Genomic DNA, 21276 nt, shown 5'->3' on the forward strand with positions numbered 1-21276 from the left:
CACGTGCTCAAGGCTACGCCCGCCCACCGACGCGCCCGGACAAACCGCTGGCCGCGCCCCGGATGCACGACGCTCTGAACAGGATTGATTACTATCGGTGACATGACCGATGTTCGTCCGCCTTCGGCCGACCACGACGACGTTTTCAGCAAGAAGATCCGCGAGCAGTGGACCGAGCAGCTCGGTCGCCGGCTCGACATCCTCGTCGGCGGCTGCGGCCGCGCCAGCACGTCGATCTTCGGTGACGGCGACATGGAGCGGTTCGGCTCGCGCGTCACCGGCATCGACGAGGAGCTCCCGATGCTGCGGGCCCACGCCAGCGCACGCAAGGACCTGGACGTCTGGACGCTGGGCGACCTGCGGCACGTGCCGATCGCCGCGCGCTCCTACGACGTGATCTTCGTGGACTTCCTGCTCGAACGCGTCCGCAACGCCGAACTCGTGCTGGACCGCATGGCCGCGGGGCTGCGCCCCGGCGGCCTGATGCTGATCCGGCTGCGGGACCGCAGCTCCGCGTACGGCTTCTGCGACCGAATGGCGCCGGGATGGCTGCGCCGGATGCTGTGGAAGGGCTTCGTCCCCGCCGAGACCGTCGGCCCGCTGCCCGCCGTTTACGAGCCGGTCAGCTCGCGCGAGGGGATCCAGGCGTACTGCCTGATGCGGGGCCTGATGATCACAGAGGACTACGCGAGGACGAGCGGGGCGGCGCGCCGCGGCCCGCACGCGAGCCTGGTCGAGACGGTCTGCCGGATGGTGGATCGATTCTCCGGCGGTCGCCTGCCGGCGGGCCACGACGAGGTCACCCTGGTCGTGCGCAAGCCGCAGAACCACTTCGCCCGCCTGATCTGACCGATCCCGTCGCGGCCCGCTCCGCCCGGAACGCGCTCACCGGCGCGGCTCACCGGGGCGGGCTCACCTGAGGGTGAACAGGGGCTCCCACGATCTGGTCCGCGCCGGGTTGGCGCTGAGCGACACGGTCTCCTTGCCGTCGACGGTCACCAGCACCAGCCCGTTGGCGAACTCGTTCCCGCACCTGCCCGCGCAGCCGAGAGCGATGAGATGGTCGTCGTCGGCCCACGCCAGCAGTTGCAGCACCCGCTGGCGTCCGACGACTTTGCCCGTCGCGCGTTCGGTCACCTTGGTCGGCAGCCCGTCCCTTCCGGCCAGCAGCGTGCCGTCGGGCGAGACCCCGGCCTTGGACTCCGTCACCACGTAGTCGGACGGGGCGGCGTGCGGGGTCCCGTTGAGGTCGTAGAAGACCTTGTGCCGCGGGGAGAGGTCCCATTCGTAGATCAGCATGCCGTCGTCGCTCCACCCGAAGTCGCGGCGCGGGTTCGAGTTGTCGACGAAGTCGAGGGCCATCGGGTGGAACTCCCCGGCGGTGGCGGTGGCCACGTCGATCACATAGAAGCCGGTCCTGGAGCTCTCGATCACACGCTGACCGGCGCCATCCGGGACGGCCTCCTCGTCCGGGTGCCGCGTGTAGGCGGTGGCCACAAGGCTCTTACCGTCGGGCGACCAGGCGACTCCGCCGACGGGCCTGTCCATCGGGATCCAGGCCCGGACCTCGCGCGTCTCCATGTCGAAGACGCCGATCCTCCTTACGGGGAGGCCCTTCTCCAGCACCGCCGCGTAGCGCAGTCCGGGTGAGACGTCGAGGAATCCCCACTCCGTCTCGTCATAGGTGGCGGTCACCGGATCGAGCAGGTACCACGTCCGCTCGCGCACCCGCAGGTCCGGACCCGACTTCCGCCACTCGCTGGTCCAGTACGCCGAGACCGCCCACCGCCCGGCGGCGATCATCTTCCGTGGCGGGGAGTCACGGGTGTCCGTGAGCACACTGCCGACGCTCGATCTTCCGGCGGTGACCTTGTCCGGCGGCTCGTGCGCCGGCGCCAGCCGGATCACCTCGTCCCGTGGCTGTACGGCCACCGGCGACGGCGCCGAACCCGCGCGCGTGACCGCCAGCGCGACCGCCAGGACGACGGCGCACGTGGCGGCGGCGGGCAGTGCCAAGAACGCGGACCGTCGGCGGCGCCCGCCCGCGCGCAGCGCCCGGTCGGCCAGGTCCGCGGGGACGCGCGCCTCGCGGGCCCACTCCTCCAGGGTCTTCCTGAGCTCTCTGGTCGTCATGACCTCACCTCGTTGCTGGAAACGCCGGAAAAATCGGCGCCGGGCAGCGGTCGGCCCGAGGGCGCACGGCCGGAGCCGCCGGACGGCTCCGCGAGGACACCCAGATCGGCGAGCTCCGGCGCGACACGGCGCAGGCGGGCGAGCGAGCGGTGCGCGGTGCTGCGCACGGTGCCGACCGAGCACCCCAGGATCCGCGCCACCTCGGCCTCGGGCAGGTCCTCCAGATAGCGCAGGACCAGGACCGCCCGCTGCCGGCGTGTGAGCCGGGCGAGCGCGTGGCGCAGGGCGATCCGCAGCTCCGCCGGATGGATGTCGTCGGCTCCCGGCCTGTCCGGCGGCTCGGCGACGATCGTCTCCCGCCGTCTCCGGTCTGCCCGCCACCAACTGATCCGCTGCCGGTACATGATCTGCCGGACGTACGCCTCGGGATCGTCGATGCGGCTCCACTTGGCGAGCGCCTTGACCAGGGCGGTCTGCACCAGATCCTCCGCGGAGTGCTGATCGCCTCCGGTCAGGAGAAAGCCCAGTCTCATGAGCGCCGGGGACGACTCCGACACGAACTCGCGGAAACGTCGCTCATCTGCGGCGTCCACGACCACCTCCAACGGTTAATGTCACCTTCTTGGACGCCGCGCCAGGGGCTGCGCTATGCCCCGATCGCGGGTTAAGGTAGGTATCCGACTAATTCGATCGGAAATGGAAGCTATGACGGAGTGGACCCCCGACGCGCGTGAGCTCGCCGACCTGGAACTGCTGCTCTCGGGGGCGTACGCGCCGCTGGACGGCTTCCTCCCGGCCGCCGATGTGGCCGAGGTCATCACGCGCGGGCGGCTCGCCGACGGCACCCCGTGGCCCGACCCGATCACCATCGCCCTCCCCGACGACATCCCGGCGGGCGAGCGGGTCACGCTCCGGGACCCCGAGGGCGCGGCCGTCGCCGTCATGACGGTGCGCGAGCGGGACGGCCACCACGCCGCCGGGCCGGTCGAGGCGCTCGACGCCCCCGCGTACGGGCCGTTCGCCCGGCTCCGCCGTACGCCCGAGGACGTCCGCAAGGAGCTGCCGGACGGCGAGGTCCTCGCGGTCACCATGCGGGGCCCGCTCGACGCCGCCACGATCGACGACATCACCGCCACCGCCCAGGAGCTGGACGCCGCCGTGCTGCTGCTCCCGCTCGTGTTCGGCGAGGGCGGCCCGGCCGTGGTCCGCGCGGCGCTCAAGGCGTCCGCGGCGCTGCCCGGCTCGACCGTGGTCGCGGTGCCGCTCGCGCCGCGCGAGGACGCCGAGATCGACCTGGAGCTGCGCGAGCACGTGGCGCGGAACTACGGCGCGACCGAGCACTACGCGGGTCCCGCGCCGGTCGTCATCCCGGGCCCGCCGCACCGCCGCGGCCTCGTGGTGTTCTTCACCGGCCTGTCCGGTTCCGGCAAGTCGACCATCGCCCGGGGGCTGCGCGACGCCCTGCTGGAGCGGGGCGGCCGCACCGTCACCTACCTGGACGGCGACGTCGTCCGCCGGCTCCTGTCCGCCGGGCTGACGTTCTCGCGCGAGGACCGCGACCACAACATCCGGCGGATCGGCTTCGTCGCCGCCGAGGTGGCCCGGCACGGCGGCATCGCCGTCTGCGCCCCCATCGCGCCGTACGCGGCCACCCGGGACGAGGTGCGCGCGATGGCCGAGGAGGTGGGCGCCGACTTCCTGCTCGTCCACGTCTCCACGCCGCTGGAGGAGTGCGAGCGCCGCGACCGCAAGGGCCTGTACGCCAAGGCCCGGGCCGGGCTGATCCCCGAGTTCACCGGCGTCTCCGACCCGTACGAGGAGCCGGACGACGCCGATCTGACCCTGAACACCACCGGCATGCCGGTGGAGCGCGCGATATCGGCCGTGCTGAACCTGCTGACGTCCGGAGGCTGGGTGCGGTGATCGTTCACGACGGGAACGAGGAGCGGTGAGGGACGCATGGAGATCGATCCAGCGCTGGTGGCGGGCTCGTTCCTGGTAGCGATCATCGTCGGCCTGACCGGCATGGGCGGCGGCGCCCTGATGACGCCGATGATGATGCTCTTCTTCAACGTGCCGCCGCTCGCGGCGGTCTCCAGCGACCTCGTCGCCTCGGCGGTCATGAAGCCCGTGGGCGGCCTGGTCCACCTGCGCAACGGCACGGTGAACCTGCGCATGGTGGGCTGGCTCTGCCTGGGATCGGTGCCCATGGCGTTCGCGGGCGTGTTCGCCGCCCGGTTGTTCGGCGAGGGCGAGCAGATGCAGCAGTCCGTCAAGTACGCGCTGGGTGTGGCCCTGCTGCTCGCGCTCACCGGCCTGCTGGCGAAGTCGTTCCTGGGCCTGCGCCAGGGGGTGGGCGCGCGCTCCGCGCACGATGTCGTCGTGCGCCCAATACCGACTGTACTGATCGGTATGATCGGCGGCCTGATCGTGGGGGTGACCTCGGTCGGATCCGGCTCGCTCATCGTCGTCGCGCTGGTGATGGTCTATCCGGCCCTGCGCGCCAACCAGCTCGTCGGGACGGACCTCGTCCAGGCGGTCCCCCTCGTCGCCTCCGCGGCCACGGGCCACATCCTCTTCGGCGACTTCAAGCTCGATCTCACCGCGTCGCTGCTGCTCGGGTCGATCCCCGGTGTCTACCTCGGGTCCCGGATCTCGGCGTGGGCGCCGGACCAGGTGATCCGGCTGGCGCTGGCCGTCGTGCTGCTCGCCTCGTCGCTCAAGCTCCTCGGTGTGGGCAACGTCCCCCTGCTGGTCGTCGTCGCCTGTTTCGGCGTCGCCGCCGCCCTCGTCTGGCGGGCAGCCAAGGCGCGGGCCGTACGGGACCGGCCGGTCAGCGCGTGGGAACCTGCGTCCCGCTGAAGTACGGGCCACCGGCCAGGCTGGAGAAGGCCCGGTCGGCCGCGGAGGTGGCGTCGAAGCGCGTGTCGCCGCGCGGCGCTGCCGGCGAGTCGAAGTAGACCAGCGCCTTGATCTGCGGGAAGTCGTTGATCTGCCGCGCGACCGAGGAGAAGAACTGCGGCTTGAACTCCGGCATGGCCGGCCGCTCGAAGGCCCCCCACTCGGAGAGCATGATCGGCTTGCCGGGGAAACGTGACTGGATCCAGCGGTAGAACCCCGGCCACTGGGGGTGGTCGGGCCGGGTCTTGTTGACCAGGCTGGCGAAATCGTGGACCCGCCCGTCGGCGTACGGGTCGAGCCCGATCCAGTCCACCACGTCGTCGCCCGGGTAGAGCTTGTCGAACCACGGTTTGGTGGCCCAGTTGGGCGCGCCCATGTACGTCATCACGGTGACCGCGTTGGTCACCCCCCTGCCGCGCAGCCGGGTGACGACGTGGCGGTACATCGCCACGTAGTCCTCGGCGGAGTAGCCGCCGTCCAGCCGCACGTCGTTCTCCGGTTCATGGTGAATGGTGAGGAAGAACCGGCCGGGGAAGGTCCGCTTGATGTACGCCGCGAGGACGTCGATGCGGTGGTCGACCGCGCCGCTCGCGACCTCGGCCCAGCTCGCGGTCATGGACGGCTTCCAGTTGATCAGGAGCAGCCGCCGCCCTTTGGCGAGCTCCCGCTCGGCCGGCGTGGGGAACAGCTCGCCGTCCCGGTGGTAGACGTGCACGATGTCGGCGCGGCGCCCCATCCGCCGCTCGGCGCGCAGGGTGGCCTCGTCCACCCGCCGCCCGGTGAAGATCTCGGGCGCGATGCCCCACCACGCGCCACAGGTCGGGATGAGCTTCGCGGTGACCGTGCAGGACATCGCCTCGCGGGTGCCGATCCTGTTGTCGGGGCCGGTCCGCGCGCCCGCCACAGGGGCGCCCGGCGCGGGCGAGCATCCCGCCAGCAGTACCGCAAGTCCGATCAGCGCTGTTCGCCGCACCTTTCCCCCTTCACTGGAACGGCCTTGGGGGCCACCTTGCCATTACTCGAGGGAAGACCGAGGGGAACTTTGTGATATCGCACCATCGGACATTTCGCATTAATGATCACCATTGCGCTGCAATTCGGCGGAAGAAAATCTTTCAATATCCGATGGGGAAAAGCACAACCCCGCCTATAGTTCGGGGACATGGTGAGATCTTCTTTTCCACCGCCGCACACCAGGGATCTCGCCGACTACGGTTCGGTTCTCCGCCGCCGTCGGCTACTCGTCGCGTCATGCCTGTTCACGGGCGTCGCGGGCGCCGTCGGGCTGCTGGTCGTGACACCCAAGCAATACGCGGCGATCGCCCAGGTACAGGTCTTCCCGACCGGCGTTCAGGATCAGGTCAACCAGGTGAGCTCGCGGCAGCGCGAACCACTCAACCTTGATACCGAGGCGCAAATCGCCCATTCTGCGACAGTTGCCGCCAAAGCCGCTGAAATTTTGAAAAAGACGGATTCGGAGGAATTGCGGAAGCAGGTCGTCGTGGACGTGCCGCCCAATTCCGCGATCCTCTCCATCTGGTTCACCGCCGGCGACCCCGTCTCGGCCGCCGCCGGCGCCCAGGCATTCGCCGAGGCCTACCTCCAGAACCGCACGCTGTCGGCCACGCGCACCCTGGCCGTCCAGATGAAGGCGCTGACCACCCAGCTGCACCAGGTGGACGACGAACTCGGCAAGGCCGCGGAGAGCGTCGCCACGCTCCCCCACGGCACCGCGGCGCGCGTGGTCGCCGAGCACCAGCAATCCGTGCTCGGCAAGCAGGTCTACAGCCTCAGCCTCAAGTACGACGCGCTCAAGACCATCGCGATCACCCCGGGATCGGTGATCAGCGAGGCCCTTCCCCCGTCGTCCCCCAGCGCCCCGAGCGCCCCGTTGTACCTCGGCAGCGGCCTCTTCCTCGGCCTGCTCGCCGGGACGGGCGCCGCGTTCGCCCGCGACCGCCTCGACACCCGGCTGCGCGCCCCCGCCGACGTCGAGCGCCTCACCACACTCCCGCTGCTCGCCGACATCCCGCTGCGCGCCGACCCCGGGGCCTTCCGCTCGCTCGCGGCCGGCGTGGTCTCCTCTCTCGGCGAGGGCTACCACCGCCTGCTGGTCGCCGAACTCGGCACGGTCGCCGGGGCGCCGGTCGCCGAACGCCTCGGCGCCGCGCTCTCCCACCTGGCGCCGGTCGCCGTGGTCACCGACCCCGCCGACCGGCCCGACGCGGCCGTCCTGCTCCTCGGTCTGCGCCGGACGACCTCGACCGAGGTCGCCCAGACCGTACGGCGGCTGGCCAGGCAGGGCACGACCGTGCTCGGGGCGGTCACCGTGCCGCCCACCCTGCCCATGACGTCGCGCTCCATGAGGCAGAACGCATGAAACCGGCGGTGTGGCCGATCGCCGCCCTGCTCGTCGGCTATCCGATCTGGTGGGCGCTCGGCCTGGGCGGGCTGTCGATCGTCGTGGTCGCGGTGCCGATGGCCGTGGTGCTGTGGCGCAGACGCCCGATCAAGGTGCCGATGGGCATGGGCCTGTGGTTCCTCCTGCTGGCCGGATACGCGATCAGCGCGGTCACCCTGGCCGCGAACCCGCCCGGCACCTACGGCGACCTGTCCACCGGCCGGATCCTCGGCTACCTGATGCGCCTGGCCATCTACGTCGCGCTCGCCATCACAGTGCTCTATCTGGGCAACCTCACCCTCGACGAGCTGCCCCAGCTCACCCTGGTCCGGCTGCTCGGCGTGCTCTTCATCACCACCGTGGCCGGCGGGCTGCTCGGGGTGTTCGCCCCCGGCTTCCAGTTCACCGCCCCCGTCGAGCTGCTGCTGCCCGACTGGATCGGCGGGAACTCCTTCGTCAAGAACCTGATCCATCCGACCGCCGGCCAGGTGCAGCACGTGCTGGGGCACGCCTCCCCCCGGCCCGAGGCGCCGTTCGAGTGGGCCAACGCCTGGGGCAGCAACATCTCGGTGCTGCTCGTCTGGTTCGTGGTCGGCTGGTGGACGTACGGCGGGCGATGGCGGCGGGTGGCCGTCGCCGTGCTGCTGCCGCTGGCCGCGATCCCCATCGTCTACTCGCTGAACCGCGGCCTGTGGATCGGGCTCGCGCTGTCGGCCGCCTACCTCGCCTTCCGCTGGCGGCCCCTCGTCGTCGGCGTGGCCGCCGCCCTGGCCGGCGGGGCGCTGCTGCTGTCCCCGCTCGGCGCGATCGTGGGGCAGCGGCTGGACAACCCGCACAGCAACGACATCCGCGCCTTCACCATGGCGTCCACCGTCCGCGCCGCCGCCACCTCCCCCGTGATCGGCTACGGCAACACCCGCAACGCGTACGGCAACTACTCCACGATCACCACGGGCAAGACCGCGTGGTGCCCGACCTGCGGCCACCCGCCGCTCGGCAGCGACGGCCAGCTCTGGCTCACGCTCATCACGCAAGGCCTGACCGGCGCGGCGCTGTACGTCGCGTTCTTCCTCGGCGCCATCCGGCGCTACTGGAGCGACAAGTCTCCGATCGGGCAGGCGGGCACGCTCGTCATGTTCCTCGTGCTCTTCTACATGTTCGTCTACGACGGCCTGGTCAGCGCGCTGAGTCTCTACCTGATCTCGTTCGCGCTGCTGTGGCGCAACGCGGCCCAGTGGCAGGCGCCGCGGCACGCGAGGTGGGCGCATGAGTGACGCCGAGACCCGGCTGCGCTACCTCCACGAGGTCATCGGCCTGCTCTACCCACCGTCCGCGACCACGACCGAGCGGACGGTCCTGCCGCACCGGCTGGTCCCCCGGCGGCTCGTCCCGCGTACGCGCTGGCACGCCGTCCTCGGGCGCGGCGGGCGGGTGCCGGTGCCCGACGGCCCCGACACGATCGAGACGTACCTGGGCGAGGTGTTCGGCCACCCGATCCGCGCCGAGCTGCGGGTACGGCCCGCCCGCCGGGCCAACCGGAAGCCGATCCTCTCCGCCCACGCCGCGACGGACAGGACGACACGCGAGCCGCTCGGCTTCGTCAAGATCGGCGACTCCGAGCGGGCCCGCGCGCTGATCCGGCACGAGAGCGCCACCCTGCGCATGCTCGCCGACCGCCCGTTGAAGACCATCGCGGTGCCGGTCGTGCTGCACCACGGCGTCTGGCACGGCATGGACGTGCTGGTCCTCTCGCCACTGCCGGTCACGTCGGCGGCGGCACCGCCCGCCCTGCTCGACGCGGCCGTCGCCGAGATCGCCTCACTCGGCGGCGACGCCCCGCCCGGGGGCGCGCCGCCCCCTCCGGGCGGCCACCCGGACGGCCACGCCTGGCACGGCGACTTCGCCCCCTGGAACGTCTCCCCGGCCACCGACGGACGGCTCCTCGTCTGGGACTGGGAACGGTTCGGCACCGGCGTGCCCCTCGGCTTCGACGCGCTCCACCACTTCCTGCACCGGGCCCTGCGGCGGATGGGGCCGGTGAGCGCCACCCGCGCCTGCCTGGCCCGGGCCGTCCCCCTCCTCGCGCCGTTCGGGCTCTCGGCGGCGGAGGCCCGGCGCACCGCGGCGCACTACCTGATCACCCTCGCCGACCGGCACGACCGAGACGGCCACGAACCGCTCGGCCCGGCATCGACCTGGCTCAACCCACTCGTCGACTACCTGGAGCCCCTGCTGTGAAGTCCACCCTCAAGCGCTCGGCGCACGCCGTCTCCTTGACCACGGGCAGACTCACCGTGGGAGGCAGGATGCTGCCCTCGTTCCTGATCATCGGCGCGCAGCGGTGCGGCACCACCTCGCTGTACCGCGCGCTCTCCCGGCATCCGCTGATCCTCAAGCCCGTGCTGCACAAGGGCGTCCACTACTTCGACATGGCGTACGAGAAGGGCCTGAGCTGGTACCAGGCGCACTTTCCCCGCAAGGCGGCCGCCCGGCGGCTGGAGCGCCGGCACGGCCACCAGGCCCAGGCGTTCGAGTCCTCGCCGTACTACCTGTTCCACCCGCTCGCCCCCGCGCGGATCGCCTGGGACCTGCCGGGGGCCAAGCTGATCGTGCTGGTCAGAGACCCGGTGGAGCGCGCCTACTCCGCCTACGCCCATGAGCTGGCCAGGGGCTTCGAGACCGAGCCGTCCTTCGAGCGCGCCCTGGAGCTGGAGGAGGAGCGCCTCGCCGGTGAGGCCCACCGCCTGCGCGCCTCGCCCAACTCGGCCAGCCACAGCCACCGGCACCACGCCTACGTCACACGCGGCCGGTACGCCGAGCAGCTCGCCCGCCTCGAACTGCTCGTCGGACGCGACCAGGTGCTCGTCCTGGACAGCGGGAGGTTCTTCCGCGACCCCCGCCCCGTCTACGACCGGGCCGTCGACTTCCTCGGCCTCCCCCGGATCGGCGACCCCGTCTTCGAACGGCACAACGCCCGGCCGCGCGCCGCCGACATGCCCGAGTCCGTACGGCGCCGCCTGTCCGAGCACTTCGCCCCCTGGGACGCCCTGCTCACCCCCTGGCTGGGCGCCGAGCCGTCCTGGCACTCGGGCGTCCGGGAGGCGGATCTCCGGTGACCCGGCGGCGGGATCTGCCGCTCGCCCGCAAGAGCGCGGCCGGGCTGCTGTGCGCCGCCACGGGCGCGGCGGCGCAGTTCCTGGTCGTCCTGGTGGTGACCCGGTCCCTCTCGCCCGCGCACGCCGGGGCGTTCTTCGCCGCCACGGCGCTGTGCCTGATGCTGGCCGGGATCATCCGCCTGGACACCGGCAACGGGCTCGTCTACGTCCTGGCCGGGGCGTCCCGCGATCCGGCGCCGGGCGGCCGGCCGGTGCTGCTGGTCGCGCTCGCCCCCGTCGCGGTGCTCTCGCTCCTCGCCGCCGCGGCCGTCGCCGTCTTCGGCGGCGCGCTCGCCCCGCTCACCGGCGTCCCGGCGGGCGTGTGGCCGGTGCTCGCGGCGACGCTGCCCGCGGTCGCCGTCGCCGACGTCCTGATCGCGGCCACGCGCGGGCTCGGCTCCATGCGGCCCACCCTGTTCCTGACCGGGGTCGCCCAGCCGCTCGGCCAGGTCGCGCTGCTCTCCGGCGGGCTGCTCGCCGGGGCGCCCGTCCCCGTGCTGACCGCCGCGTGGGCGCTGCCCGCCCTTCCGGTCGGCGCGGTCGCCGCCCGCTGGCTCAGGGGCCGCACCTCCACCGTCCGGTGGGACCACTTCTGGCGGTACACCGCGCCCCGTTCCGCGGCGGCCGCGCTCCAGGCGGTGTTCCAGCGGCTCGACATCGTGATCGTCGCCGCGCTCGCCGGCCCCGCGCCCGCCGCCGTCTACACCGCGGCCACCCGGTTCAAGGTGGTCGGCCAGCTCGCCGGACAGGGGCTCGCCCAGGCCGTACAGCCGGGGCTGGTCCGGGCCCTCGCCCACGGGGACCTGGCCCGGGCCAGACAGCTCTACCAGACGGCGACAATGTGGCTCGTCATGGTCACCTGGCCGGTCTGGCTGGGCTACGCGGCCCTCGCACCGTGGCTGCTGCGGATCTTCGGCGCGTCATACGCCCGGGGAACCTCCGTGGCGCTCGTCCTCTCCGCCACCATGATGATCGCCAGCGCGTGCGGCATGGTCGACGTGATGCTGATCGCCTCGGGGCACACCACGGCGAGCCTGGTCAACACCGCCTGCGCGGTCGCCGCGACCGTCGTCCTCGACGTGCTCCTCGTTCCCGGGCACGGCGCCCTGGGAGCCGTCCTGGGCTGGTCCGGCGGCGTTCTGGTGAAGAACCTGCTGCCGCTCGCCCAGATCTCGCTCCGCTACGGGCTGCGTCCTTTCGGGCGGCACAGTCTCGCCGCCTTCAGTCTGAGGATGGCCGCGTGAGCGGGGACGGCCCTCCGCTGCTGGTGACCGGGCTGCCGCGCAGCGGCACGAGCTGGGCCGGGAAGATGCTCGCGGCGAGCGACCGCCTCGTCTACGTCAACGAGCCGCTCAACCCGGAGCACCCGCCCGGACGCTGCCCCGGCGTGCTGAACGCCTCCGTGACGCATCGCTTCCAGTACATCTGCCCCGACGACGAGGAGCCCTGGCTGACGGCGTTCTCGCGCACCGTCGCGCTGCGCTACGGCCACCTCGCCGAGCTCCGGCGCAACCGCCGCCCACGCGACCTCGCCCGCATGGCCAAGTACGGCACGGCCTTCCGGCTCGGCCGGCTGCTGCGGCGGCGCGCCCTCCTGGACGACCCGTTCGCGCTCTTCTCCGCCGCCTGGTTCTCCCGGCGGCTCGGCTGCCGGGTGGTCATCATGGTCCGGGATCCGGTGGCGTTCGTCGGGAGCTGGCAGCGGCTCGGCTGGACGGTCTACTTCCACGAGCTGCTCGAACAGCCGCTGCTCGTCCGCGACCACCCCTGCGTCGAGGAGCTGCGCCCGCTCGTCGGCTCGCAGGACCGCATCGCCAAGGCGGCGGCCCTGTGGCGGGTGGCCCGCCGGGTCACGGCCGACCTCGCCGCCGCCGACCCCGGCATCCGGATCGTCGGTTACGAGGCGCTCGCCTCCGCGCCGCTGGAGGGCTTCCGCGACCTCTACGCCTGGTGCGGTCTCCCCTGGACGCCGCGCGCGGCCCACCGAATCGGCGCCGCCTGTACGGCTCCCGCCGCGACCCCCGCGTCCGGGTTCGCCTGGAACGGCCTGTCCAGGACGGCGTTCCGCCCCATGGACTCGCGGGCGGTCCTGTCGAGCTACCGCGAGCGGCTCACCCCCGACGAGGTGTCCCGGATCCGGGAGCTGACGTCGGCGCCCGTCTGACCGCGCGCCGGAGCGCGCACCCGGCGAGCAGCCGCAGCGCGAACGGCACGTCGTGCACGAGGTAGCGGCGCGCCAACCGGCCCGGCTCGGACAGCAGCCGGAACAGCCACTCCAGACCCGCGCCGCGCATCCACTCCGGCGCACGTCGTACGGCACCGGCCGCGAAGGCGACGGCGGACCCGCAGCCGACGAACCACGCGCCGGGCAGATCGGCGCGCAGCACCTCGATCAGCCGGTCCTGCTTGGGGAAGCCCAGCCCGACGAAGACCAGCCCGGGCGCCGCGGCGCGCAGGGCGTCCCGGATCGCGGCCACACCTCCCGGGGCCGACTCGAACCCGTACGGCGGGGCCTGGGTCCCGGCGACGACGAGGCGCGGGCAGCGCGCCCGCAGCGCCACCGCCGCCCCCTCGGCCGCGCCGGGCGGGCCGCCCAGCAGGTAGACGGGGACGCCGTGCCGGGCCGCCGCCTCGGACAGCGCCCAAATCAGGTCGGCGCCGGTCACCCGCTCCGGAAGCGGCGTGCCGAGCAACCGGGACGCCCACACCAGCGGCATGCCGTCCGCGACGGCGAGGTCCGCCCGCCCGACCAGGGCGCGCAGCTCCGGGTCGCGCGCGGCCAGCCGGCAGATGTCCACGTTGGGAGTGAGCACGTGGCCGCCCCTGCCGTGGCGCAGCTCCGCGAACACCCGCGCCACGACCTCGTGCTCGGCGAGCGGATCCAGCTCCACCGCGGCGACGCGTACGCGCTGCCGGGACGGCGGCGTGACCCGGCCCGGCCGTTCCAGCCTCGTCCGCATCAGATGCCCCGGCCGCGCGTGTGCAGCAGGCCGAGCACGGCCCGCGCGGGCACGAGACCGGTGGCCACCGCGAGCGCCACGGCGGCGCGCGGCTCGCGGCGATGGGCCGAGAACGCCTTCCAGGCCCACCGGCCGGCGGCCCTGCGGCGGCCGAGCGCGGCGTGGTGGAACGCCATCTGGCCGTAGATGCGGGCCGCACCGCGCGGGTCCGTCTCCAGGTCGGCGTGCCGGGCGAGCATCCACTCCAGCCCGGCGATCCGATCCGCCCATCTGGCGACATATCCGGACCCGCCCCAGCGCACCCGGACCAGCGGCCGGTCGACGTGCACGATCGGATGCCGGGCCGCCGCCCGCAACGCCAGATCCCAGTCCTCGTTCTGCCCGCCGGGAGCGCCCTCGTCGGCCCGATAACCCGCCGACGCGCGGAAGAGGAACGTCGAGGAGTGCACCATCACCATCCGCGACCTGGCCAGATCGGCCCGGGTGACCCGTTCGGCGCCCGCCTGCCGGGGAACCAGGCGGGAGCCGTACGCGACCTCGATCGCGCAGCTCGCGAAGTCGGCCTCCGGCTCGCCCTCCAGCGCCGTCACCTGGGCCGCGAGCTTGCCGGGCAGCCACCGGTCGTCGTCGTCGCAGAACGCCACCAGATCGGTGTCCAACTCGTCGATCCCGGTGTTGCGGGCGCCGGGCAAACCGGGAGCGCGCCGGTTAGCGACCACCCGGACGCTCCCCCGGGTCGCCGCCACCACGTCGGCGATCTGCTCCGCCGGGCCCAGCACGCCGCCGCCGTCGACCACCACGACCACCCGGACCCGCCGGTCGTACTCCTGGTCGAGCACGCCCGCCACCGCGGCCGCGAGCAGTTCGGGCCGCTCGCCGCGCGTCGGGATCACGACGCCGACGGACGGCTTCACGCCCCGGCCTCCGCCCGCGACGCCACGCGATAGCCGTAGCGCAGCAGGAGTGGCCAGGTGAGCGCGGTGACCAGCAGCCGGCGACCGAGCGGCAGCGTGACCCTGCGCTCGCTGAACGGCACCCGCCCCACCGCGAACCGCATCGGGTTGCCGGACACGGTGTGCGCGACGCCGAGCAGCGCCTCGCCGTCCCCGAGGAACGGTAGCGCGCCGGACGGCACCCGGAGCTCCGCGGTCAGGTCGCGCAGCGTCTCGGCCGGGCGCCGCAGCAGGTCCTCGTACCGGACCCGGACGACCGGCACGCCCCGGCGGCGCAGCAGCTCGAAGGCGAGATTCTGCGCGAGCCAGTGGACGGCCGTGCGCCCCGGCGCCCACCGGGTCATCGGGCGGCCGTCCTCCGGCCTCGTCACGTCACTGCGCCACGACGCCGCCACCGCGCGCGGATCGCGTACGACGTGGACGACCCGCAGCCGCGGCCGTGTCTCCCGCGCCGCGGCCAGGCAGTACGCCAAGGAGGCATGCTTGCTGGAGTCGATCATCCAACGGCCGTCGGCCACCTCGGCGGCCGCGGCGTAGACCGCCGTGTAGGCCGACACGTACGCGCGCAGCTCGGCCGCCCGGCGACCGCTCCCGGAGGCCGGGAAGCCACGGAGAGCCAGCGACGGGACCCGGCGGGTGCGGTCCACCCGGGCCCGCAGCCGGAGCACGCGGTCGGCCTCACCCGCACTCCAGTGCCCGAACGCCAGATCACCCACCTTGCCCCAGAAGGGACAGCGGGAGAAGGGCTCGCCGCACCCGCACGGCTCGTCGGCGTGGACGCCACGCGCCCAGAGATGGACGAGCTCCCCGAGCGGCACGGCCCCGGGGAGCTCGCCCAACAGCCGCTCCAGCAACGTGGTGCCGCTGCGGCCGAGCCCTCCCACGAAGATCAACGGCTGCGCGTCTGTCACGATCCCCCCTCCACTACGTGGACACGGAACGTGACGACCCTAGCGCTTTGGGTAATTATCCGTTCACGGAACGGCGAAGGATCTATCGGGCGTCGACGATCATGCCCGCGCCGACCGTGCCGTTCGTGGCCTCGTCGATGAGGATGAAGCCGCCGGTGAGCCGGTTGCGCGCGTAGTCGTCCACGAACAGCGGCTGGGTGACGCGCAGGGACACCCGGCCGATCTCGTTGAGGCCGAGCGCCGTCGCCGACTCGTCCCGGTGCAGCGTGTTGACGTCAAGCCGGTACTGCAGGTCGCGCACCAGGGCCCGCGCCGTGCGCGTCGTGTGCTTGATGATCAGCTTGGACCGGGGCTGCAGCTTCGTGGTGTCGGCCATCCAGCACACCATCGCCTCGATCTCCTGGGCGGCGTTCGGCTGGTTGTTCGGCCGGCAGATCAGGTCGCCGCGCGAGATGTCGATGTCGTCCTCCAGCCGGAGGGTGACCGACATGGGCGGGAACGCCTCCTCCACCGGCCCGTCGAACGTGTCGATCGCCGAGATCCGGGTGGACAGCCCCGACGGCAGGTGGGTGACCTCGTCGCCCGGCTTCAGCACGCCGCCGGCCACCTGGCCGGCGTATCCGCGGTAGTCGTGCAGCTCCTGGCTGGTCGCGTTGTGCGGCCGGATGACGTACTGCACGGGGAAACGCACGTCCACCAGGTTCCGGTCGGAGGCGATGTGCACGTTCTCCAGGTGGTGCAGCAGCGAGGACCCCTGGTACCACGGCATGTTCTCCGAGCGGGAGACCACGTTGTCGCCGTGCAGCGCCGAGATCGGGATGAATGTGAGGTCCGCCGCGTTCAGCTTGGACGCGAAGGAGGTGAACTCCTCACGGATCTCCTCGAACCGCTCCTCGGCGTAGTCGACCAGGTCCATCTTGTTCACCGCGAGGACCAGGTGCGGCACCCGCAGCAGCGTCGTCAGGAACGCGTGCCGCCGCGACTGCTCCAGCACGCCCTTGCGCGCGTCGATCAGGATGATCGCCAGGTCGGCGGTGGAGGCTCCGGTCACCATGTTCCGGGTGTACTGGATGTGCCCGGGGGTGTCGGCGATGATGAACTTCCGCTTCGGCGTCGCGAAATAGCGGTACGCGACGTCGATCGTGATGCCCTGCTCCCGCTCGGCGCGCAGGCCGTCGGTGAGCAGCGACAGGTCCGTGTACTCGGTGCCGCGATCGCGCGAGGTCCGCTCGACCGCCTCCAACTGGTCCTCGAAGATCGCCTTGGAGTCGAACAGCAGCCGCCCGATCAGCGTGGACTTGCCGTCATCGACCGAACCCGCGGTGGCGAAACGAAGGATGTCCATTAGAAGTAGCCTTCCTTCTTGCGGTCCTCCATCGCGGCCTCCGATGCCCGGTCGTCGGCGCGCGTCGCGCCGCGCTCGGTGAGCCGCGTCACCGCGATCTCCTCGATGATCTGCTCGACCGTCACGGCGTTCGACGCCACGGCGCCGGTGCACGTCATGTCACCGACCGTGCGGTACCGGACGGTGGCCTCGAACAGCGGCTCGTCCTCGTCGCGCCGCACCACCTCGTGGTCCGGGAGCAGCATGCCGTCCCGCTCGAACACGCTGCGGGTGTGCGCGAAGTAGATGGACGGGATCTCGATCCCCTCACGCCGGATGTAGTCCCAGATGTCCAGCTCGGTCCAGTTCGACAGCGGGAACACCCGAATGTGCTCCCCCTTGCGGATCTTCGAGTTGTACAGGTTCCACAGCTCGGGGCGCTGGTTCTTCGGGTCCCACTGGCCGAAGTCGTCACGGAAGGAGAAGACCCGCTCCTTCGCGCGGGCCTTCTCCTCGTCACGCCGGGCGCCGCCGAACACGGCGTCGAACTCGTGTTCCTCGATGGCGTCCAGCAGGGTGGTGGTCTGCAACCGGTTGCGCGAGGCGCGCCGCCCGGTCTCCTCGGCCACCCGCCCGGCGTCGATCGACGCCTGCACGCTGGCCACCACGAGCCGGGCGTTCAGCTCGACGGCGCGCCGGTCGCGGAACTCGATGACCTCCGAGAAGTTGTGCCCGGTGTCCACGTGCATGAGAGGGAACGGGATCGGCGCCGGCCAGAACGCCTTCTCGGCGACGCGGAGCATCACGATGGAGTCCTTGCCACCGGAGAAGAGCAGACAGGGGCGCTCGAATTCTGCCGCGACCTCACGCATGATGTGGATCGCCTCGGCCTCCAGGACGTCGAGCTGCGACGTCGTGTAGTCGCGCTGAAGCATAGGGATTCCTTCGACGGCTAGCGGTGCAGGTCACGGATGCCGGCGAGCAACGTTGGCGCCACATCCGATAGGGAGACCAGGATATCTGGCAAGAAGGGGTCCGCTTGGTTGTACACGAGCGGCGAGCCGTCAATCCGGCTCGCGTGCGCCCCGGCCGCCAGCGCGACCGCGACCGGCGCGGCCGAGTCCCATTCGTACTGACCGCCCGCGTGGACGTACGCCTCGACCTCGCCCGTCAGCACCGCCGCGATCTTGGCTCCGGCCGAGCCGATCGGCACCAGTTCGGCGCCCAGCTCGTGCGCCAGCTTCGCCACGAACTCCGGCGGCCGGGTCCGGCTGACCGCGATGCGGAAGCGCCCCCGCCGGTCCGGCAGTGTGGGCGGCTCGGCGGTGGTGAGCGTCCGGCCCTGCGCCGGCAGCGCCACCGCGCCCGCCGTCAGCGTGCCACGCTCCCACAGCGCCACGTGGACGGCCCAGTCGGAGCGGCCCTCCTCGGCGAACTCGCGGGTGCCGTCCAGGGGATCGACGATCCACACCCGCTCGGCCGAGAGCCTCCGGGGGTCCAGCCGCTCCTCGCGCGTGGCCTCCTCCGACAGGACGGCGTCGTCCGGTCGGAGCCGCCGCAGCGCCTCCATCAGATAGTCGTGCGCCCCGCGGTCTCCCGCGTCCTTCAACGCCTTCGGATCGGCGAAACCCCGCTCGGCGCGCAGCCGCAGCAGCAGTTCACCCGCCTCCGACGCCAGCTCGCCCGCCAGGTTGTGGTCGTCCCGCATCGCCATTCAGTAAGCTCCCGCCCCGCGTATCACGGCCGACCACGTCTTCCACAGGATCTGCAGATCCAGCATGAGAGACCAGCTCTCGACGTAACGCAGGTCAAGCCGCACCGATTCCTCCCACGACAGGTCCGATCGCCCGTTCACCTGCCACAGGCCCGTCATGCCCGGGCGCACCACGAGCCGCCTCCGGACGTCGTCACGGTACCGCGCGACCTCCTCCGGCAACGGCGGTCGCGGCCCCACGAGCGACATGTGTCCCTTCACAACGTTGATCAACTGGGGCAGCTCGTCAAGAGAGCGGCGGCGCAGCCAACTCCCCATCGGCGTGACCCGCGGGTCCCGACGAATCTTGAACAGCACCCCGCCCGCGTCGCTGACCAGATCGACCTTGCGCGCCTCCGCGTCCTGCCACATCGTGCGGAACTTCAGGATGGTGAACTCGACGCCGTCCTTGCCGACCCGCGTCTGGCGGAACAGCGCCGGCCCCGGGCTCATCACGCGTACGGCGACCGCGACGGCGATCAGCAGTGGGGACAGCACGACGAGCGCCGTCCCCGCCACCACCCGGTCGAAGACGTTCTTGATGAGTTGCCGGATTCCGGCCAGTTCCGGATGTTCCACGTGAAGCAATGGCAGCCCGGCCACCGGACGGATCGTGGTGCGCGGGCCCGCCACCTCCATCAGCGCGGGCGCGACCACAAGATCGGTCCGGCTGCGCTCCAGCCGCCACGCCAGCCGCCGCAGCGCCGTGCCGTCCAGCTCGGGGCAGGCCAGCACCGCCACCGTGTCCGCCTCCGCCTGCTCCACCACCAGCGGGACGTCGGTGAAGTCGCCGAGCACCGGCACGCCCTCCACCTCGCCGAACGCGTCATACGGCACGCAGGCCGCGACGATCTCCATCCCGTGGTAGCGCTCGCGCCGGAACCGCCGGGTCAGGTCGGTGATCGCGGCCCGGTGGCCGACGGCCACGACCCTGCGCATACAGCCGCCCCTCGCCCAACGGCGATGCAGCCTGCGCCGCAGCACGTACCGGGCGCAGAGGGTGAGCCCCGTCATCGTGGGCAGGGCGAGCACCACATAGCCGCGGGCCACGTCGGTCTTCGTCACGTACGCGGCGATCGCGACGGCGGCGATCAGCGTGAAGCCCGACTGGGCGATGCGGCGGAACTCCTCCGACCCCACCCCGATCAGGCGCGGCTCGTACGCCCGGTTTATGCCGACCGAGCACATCCACAACAGCGGCAGTAGCCCGCTCATCACGACATAGGGGGTGACGTACGGAGTAACCTCGCCGAACCGGGCCGCCATCGCGGCGGCCCCGGCGAGGAGGGCGCAGCCGACGTCGAGGAGGGCCGCGTGGAACCGGTACCGCAGGGCCCATCTCGGCGGCCGCGGGACGGGAGAGGCCGACGACCTCCCCGGCGCGTTACCCGGCGCGCCCACGGCCGCCGCCAGCTCGCCCTCCTGCACGCCTCGCCCCCACCGTGATCAGTCCGTCACCGAACGCATACCTAGAGTGACGGAATGCTATCTGCCGTATGGCCACGCTTGAGGAGAATCCGTGAAAGCCGAAACGTATATATCCGTCGATATCGAAGCTGACGGCCCCATTCCCGGCCCGTATTCAATGGTGAGTTTCGGCATGACAGTCGCCGGGCGGATGAAGGGGAGGACGTTCGAGAGGTGCGCGCCGGACGCGGCGACGTTCTACGCCGAACTGCGCCCGATCAGCGACGACTACGACCCCGCCGCCCTCGCCGTGAGCGGCCTCGACCGCGACGTGCTGCTCCGGGAGGGCCGGCTCCCGGCCGAGGCGATGAACGCCGCCGCCGCCTGGATCGCCGAGGTCTGCGGGAACACGCTGCCCGTCCTGGCCGCGTTCCCGCTCTCCTACGACTGGATGTGGATTTACTGGTATTTCATGAAATTCACCGGGCAATCGCCGTTCGGGCATTCCCGGTGCATCGACATCAAGACGCTCTACGCCGCCAAAGCCGGCGTCCCCGTCGCCTGGTCCACAAAACGGCAGATGCCTCGCGAGGTGCGATCCACCCGCCGGCACACCCACCACGCCCTCGACGACGCCATGGAGCAGGCCGAGCTCTTCCAGAACCTCATGCTCTGGCGCGGCGGCGAGCGCTCCGCCGCCGCGCACCCCGTCACCGAGGAGGCTTGACCGGGTTCAGATCGGCCGCGTGGAACGCGTTCTGCGTGGCCTCCAGCCCCGCCCTGACCAGCGACTCCACCATGTCCGCCGCCCGGTCCACCAGGAACGGCAGATCCTTGCGCTCCACCGTCGCGAAGTCCTTCAGCACGAACGCCGCAGCATCCATCCGCCCCGGAGGCCGGCCGATGCCGAACCTGATCCGCAGGTAGTCACGCGTCGCCAGCGACTTCGTGATCGACTTCAGGCCGTTGTGCCCGTTGTCACCGCCGCCCAGCTTCGCCCGCAGGGCGCCGTACGGGATGTCCAGCTCGTCATGGACCACGACCACGTGCGCCGGGGTCACCTTGTAGAAGTCGGCCAGCGCCTTCACCGGGCCGCCGGACAGGTTCATGAACGACAGCGGCTTCGCCAGCACCGCGGGCACCCCCGCCAGCCGCCCCTCGACGATCTCCGCGCGCGACCTGTGCACCTTGAACCGGCCACCGGCCCGCGCGGCCAGCTCGTCCAGCACCATGAAACCCGCGTTGTGCCGGTTCCCGGCGTAATCCGGCCCCGGGTTGCCCAGGCCGACGACCAGCCAGCGCTGATCCTCCATCACCGTCTCCTTATATGGAGAAGTCCCCCACAGGACATCCTGTGGAGGACCCTCTCCCGCGAAAC

The 21276-nt window shown here is 71.8% G+C and carries 21 protein-coding genes and 1 pseudogene; 11 read left to right on the plus strand and 11 right to left on the minus strand.

Annotation, left to right across the window (positions count from 1 at the left end; all coding sequences use genetic code 11):
• The first annotated feature begins 102 nt into the window (after positions 1-102).
• Positions 103-849, plus strand: coding sequence for a class I SAM-dependent methyltransferase (locus ACQP1V_RS40355; protein ID WP_387409118.1), 747 nt, complete (start codon positions 103-105; stop codon positions 847-849).
• A gap of 63 nt (positions 850-912) precedes the next feature.
• Here the strand turns inward: ACQP1V_RS40355 and ACQP1V_RS40360 are convergent, their stop codons facing one another.
• Together ACQP1V_RS40360 and ACQP1V_RS40365 are read right to left on the minus strand one after the other, a co-directional pair.
• On the minus strand, positions 913-2133 hold the full coding sequence (locus tag ACQP1V_RS40360; protein ID WP_433416513.1) for a hypothetical protein: 1221 nt from the start codon (positions 2131-2133) through the stop codon (positions 913-915).
• Positions 2130-2726 (minus strand): SigE family RNA polymerase sigma factor, encoded by a 597-nt coding sequence (locus ACQP1V_RS40365; protein ID WP_433416515.1) that lies wholly within the window; start codon positions 2724-2726, stop codon positions 2130-2132. The genes ACQP1V_RS40360 and ACQP1V_RS40365 overlap by 4 nt, the downstream gene beginning before the upstream one ends.
• 103 nt (positions 2727-2829) lie before the next feature.
• Here ACQP1V_RS40365 and cysC point away from each other — a divergent pair, with 103 nt between their 5' ends.
• Both cysC and ACQP1V_RS40375 read left to right on the plus strand, forming a co-directional pair.
• A complete protein-coding gene (gene cysC / locus ACQP1V_RS40370; protein ID WP_433416518.1) occupies positions 2830-4056 on the plus strand; it encodes an adenylyl-sulfate kinase in 1227 nt (408 codons plus the stop codon).
• Positions 4057-4092: 36 nt separating this feature from the next.
• Positions 4093-4995 (plus strand): sulfite exporter TauE/SafE family protein, encoded by a 903-nt coding sequence (locus ACQP1V_RS40375; RefSeq protein WP_387409114.1) that lies wholly within the window; start codon positions 4093-4095, stop codon positions 4993-4995.
• On the opposite strand, the gene ACQP1V_RS40380 is transcribed toward ACQP1V_RS40375, so the two are convergent.
• Positions 4967-6007: a glycoside hydrolase family 26 protein gene (locus ACQP1V_RS40380; protein ID WP_433416521.1), complete on the minus strand. Its 1041-nt coding sequence runs from the start codon at positions 6005-6007 to the stop codon at positions 4967-4969. The two genes, ACQP1V_RS40375 and ACQP1V_RS40380, sit on opposite strands and share 29 nt — an antisense overlap.
• A 189-nt stretch (positions 6008-6196) precedes the next feature.
• Here ACQP1V_RS40380 and ACQP1V_RS40385 point away from each other — a divergent pair.
• The 7 genes and pseudogenes from ACQP1V_RS40385 to ACQP1V_RS40415 all read left to right on the plus strand — a co-directional run.
• Positions 6197-6439 (plus strand): annotated as a pseudogene (locus ACQP1V_RS40385) (Wzz/FepE/Etk N-terminal domain-containing protein); the annotation flags it as partial.
• A 78-nt stretch (positions 6440-6517) separates the two neighbouring features.
• A complete protein-coding gene (locus tag ACQP1V_RS40390; protein WP_433426152.1) occupies positions 6518-7414 on the plus strand; it encodes a hypothetical protein in 897 nt (298 codons plus the stop codon).
• Positions 7411-8709 carry a hypothetical protein gene (locus ACQP1V_RS40395; RefSeq protein ID WP_433416524.1) on the plus strand — a complete coding sequence of 433 codons (1299 nt, stop codon included), beginning with the start codon at positions 7411-7413 and terminating at the stop codon, positions 8707-8709. Before ACQP1V_RS40390 ends, ACQP1V_RS40395 begins: the two co-directional genes overlap by 4 nt.
• Positions 8702-9673, plus strand: a complete 972-nt coding sequence (locus ACQP1V_RS40400; RefSeq protein WP_433416527.1) for a hypothetical protein — start codon at positions 8702-8704, stop codon at positions 9671-9673. Before ACQP1V_RS40395 ends, ACQP1V_RS40400 begins: the two co-directional genes overlap by 8 nt.
• Positions 9670-10551: a sulfotransferase domain-containing protein gene (locus ACQP1V_RS40405; protein WP_433416530.1), complete on the plus strand. Its 882-nt coding sequence runs from the start codon at positions 9670-9672 to the stop codon at positions 10549-10551. Before ACQP1V_RS40400 ends, ACQP1V_RS40405 begins: the two co-directional genes overlap by 4 nt.
• Complete coding sequence (locus tag ACQP1V_RS40410; protein ID WP_433416533.1) at positions 10548-11834, plus strand: lipopolysaccharide biosynthesis protein; 1287 nt, start codon at positions 10548-10550, stop codon at positions 11832-11834. Before ACQP1V_RS40405 ends, ACQP1V_RS40410 begins: the two co-directional genes overlap by 4 nt.
• A complete protein-coding gene (locus tag ACQP1V_RS40415) occupies positions 11831-12754 on the plus strand; it encodes a sulfotransferase (protein ID WP_433416536.1) in 924 nt (307 codons plus the stop codon). Before ACQP1V_RS40410 ends, ACQP1V_RS40415 begins: the two co-directional genes overlap by 4 nt.
• On the opposite strand, the gene ACQP1V_RS40420 is transcribed toward ACQP1V_RS40415, so the two are convergent.
• The 7 genes from ACQP1V_RS40420 to ACQP1V_RS40450 form a co-directional block, all read right to left on the minus strand.
• On the minus strand, positions 12702-13550 hold the full coding sequence (locus ACQP1V_RS40420) for a WecB/TagA/CpsF family glycosyltransferase (protein ID WP_433416539.1): 849 nt from the start codon (positions 13548-13550) through the stop codon (positions 12702-12704). The two genes, ACQP1V_RS40415 and ACQP1V_RS40420, sit on opposite strands and share 53 nt — an antisense overlap.
• Entirely contained in the window at positions 13550-14464 is a 915-nt protein-coding gene (locus ACQP1V_RS40425; RefSeq protein WP_433416542.1) for a glycosyltransferase family 2 protein, read from the minus strand. Before ACQP1V_RS40425 ends, ACQP1V_RS40420 begins: the two co-directional genes overlap by 1 nt.
• Positions 14461-15414 carry a sulfotransferase gene (locus ACQP1V_RS40430; protein WP_433416545.1) on the minus strand — a complete coding sequence of 318 codons (954 nt, stop codon included), beginning with the start codon at positions 15412-15414 and terminating at the stop codon, positions 14461-14463. The genes ACQP1V_RS40425 and ACQP1V_RS40430 overlap by 4 nt, the downstream gene beginning before the upstream one ends.
• An 82-nt stretch (positions 15415-15496) precedes the next feature.
• Entirely contained in the window at positions 15497-16759 is a 1263-nt protein-coding gene (cysN, locus tag ACQP1V_RS40435) for a sulfate adenylyltransferase subunit CysN (protein WP_433416548.1), read from the minus strand.
• Positions 16759-17673, minus strand: a complete 915-nt coding sequence (gene cysD, locus ACQP1V_RS40440) for a sulfate adenylyltransferase subunit CysD (protein ID WP_387409103.1) — start codon at positions 17671-17673, stop codon at positions 16759-16761. Before cysD ends, cysN begins: the two co-directional genes overlap by 1 nt.
• Before the next feature lie 17 nt (positions 17674-17690).
• Positions 17691-18452, minus strand: coding sequence for a 3'(2'),5'-bisphosphate nucleotidase CysQ (locus ACQP1V_RS40445; RefSeq protein WP_433416551.1), 762 nt, complete (start codon positions 18450-18452; stop codon positions 17691-17693).
• A complete protein-coding gene (locus tag ACQP1V_RS40450) occupies positions 18453-19823 on the minus strand; it encodes a sugar transferase (protein ID WP_433426114.1) in 1371 nt (456 codons plus the stop codon).
• Positions 19824-20091: 268 nt separating this feature from the next.
• On the opposite strand from ACQP1V_RS40450, the gene ACQP1V_RS40455 reads away from it, so the two are divergent.
• On the plus strand, positions 20092-20625 hold the full coding sequence (locus tag ACQP1V_RS40455; RefSeq protein ID WP_433416554.1) for an exonuclease: 534 nt from the start codon (positions 20092-20094) through the stop codon (positions 20623-20625).
• Here ACQP1V_RS40455 and pth read toward each other — a convergent pair.
• Positions 20609-21211 (minus strand): aminoacyl-tRNA hydrolase, encoded by a 603-nt coding sequence (gene pth / locus ACQP1V_RS40460; protein ID WP_387409101.1) that lies wholly within the window; start codon positions 21209-21211, stop codon positions 20609-20611. The two genes, ACQP1V_RS40455 and pth, sit on opposite strands and share 17 nt — an antisense overlap.
• Positions 21212-21276 lie beyond the last annotated feature (65 nt).

It is taken from the genome of Microtetraspora malaysiensis (assembly GCF_050947145.1).
Classification (GTDB): Bacteria; Actinomycetota; Actinomycetes; order Streptosporangiales; family Streptosporangiaceae; genus Microtetraspora_A; species Microtetraspora_A malaysiensis.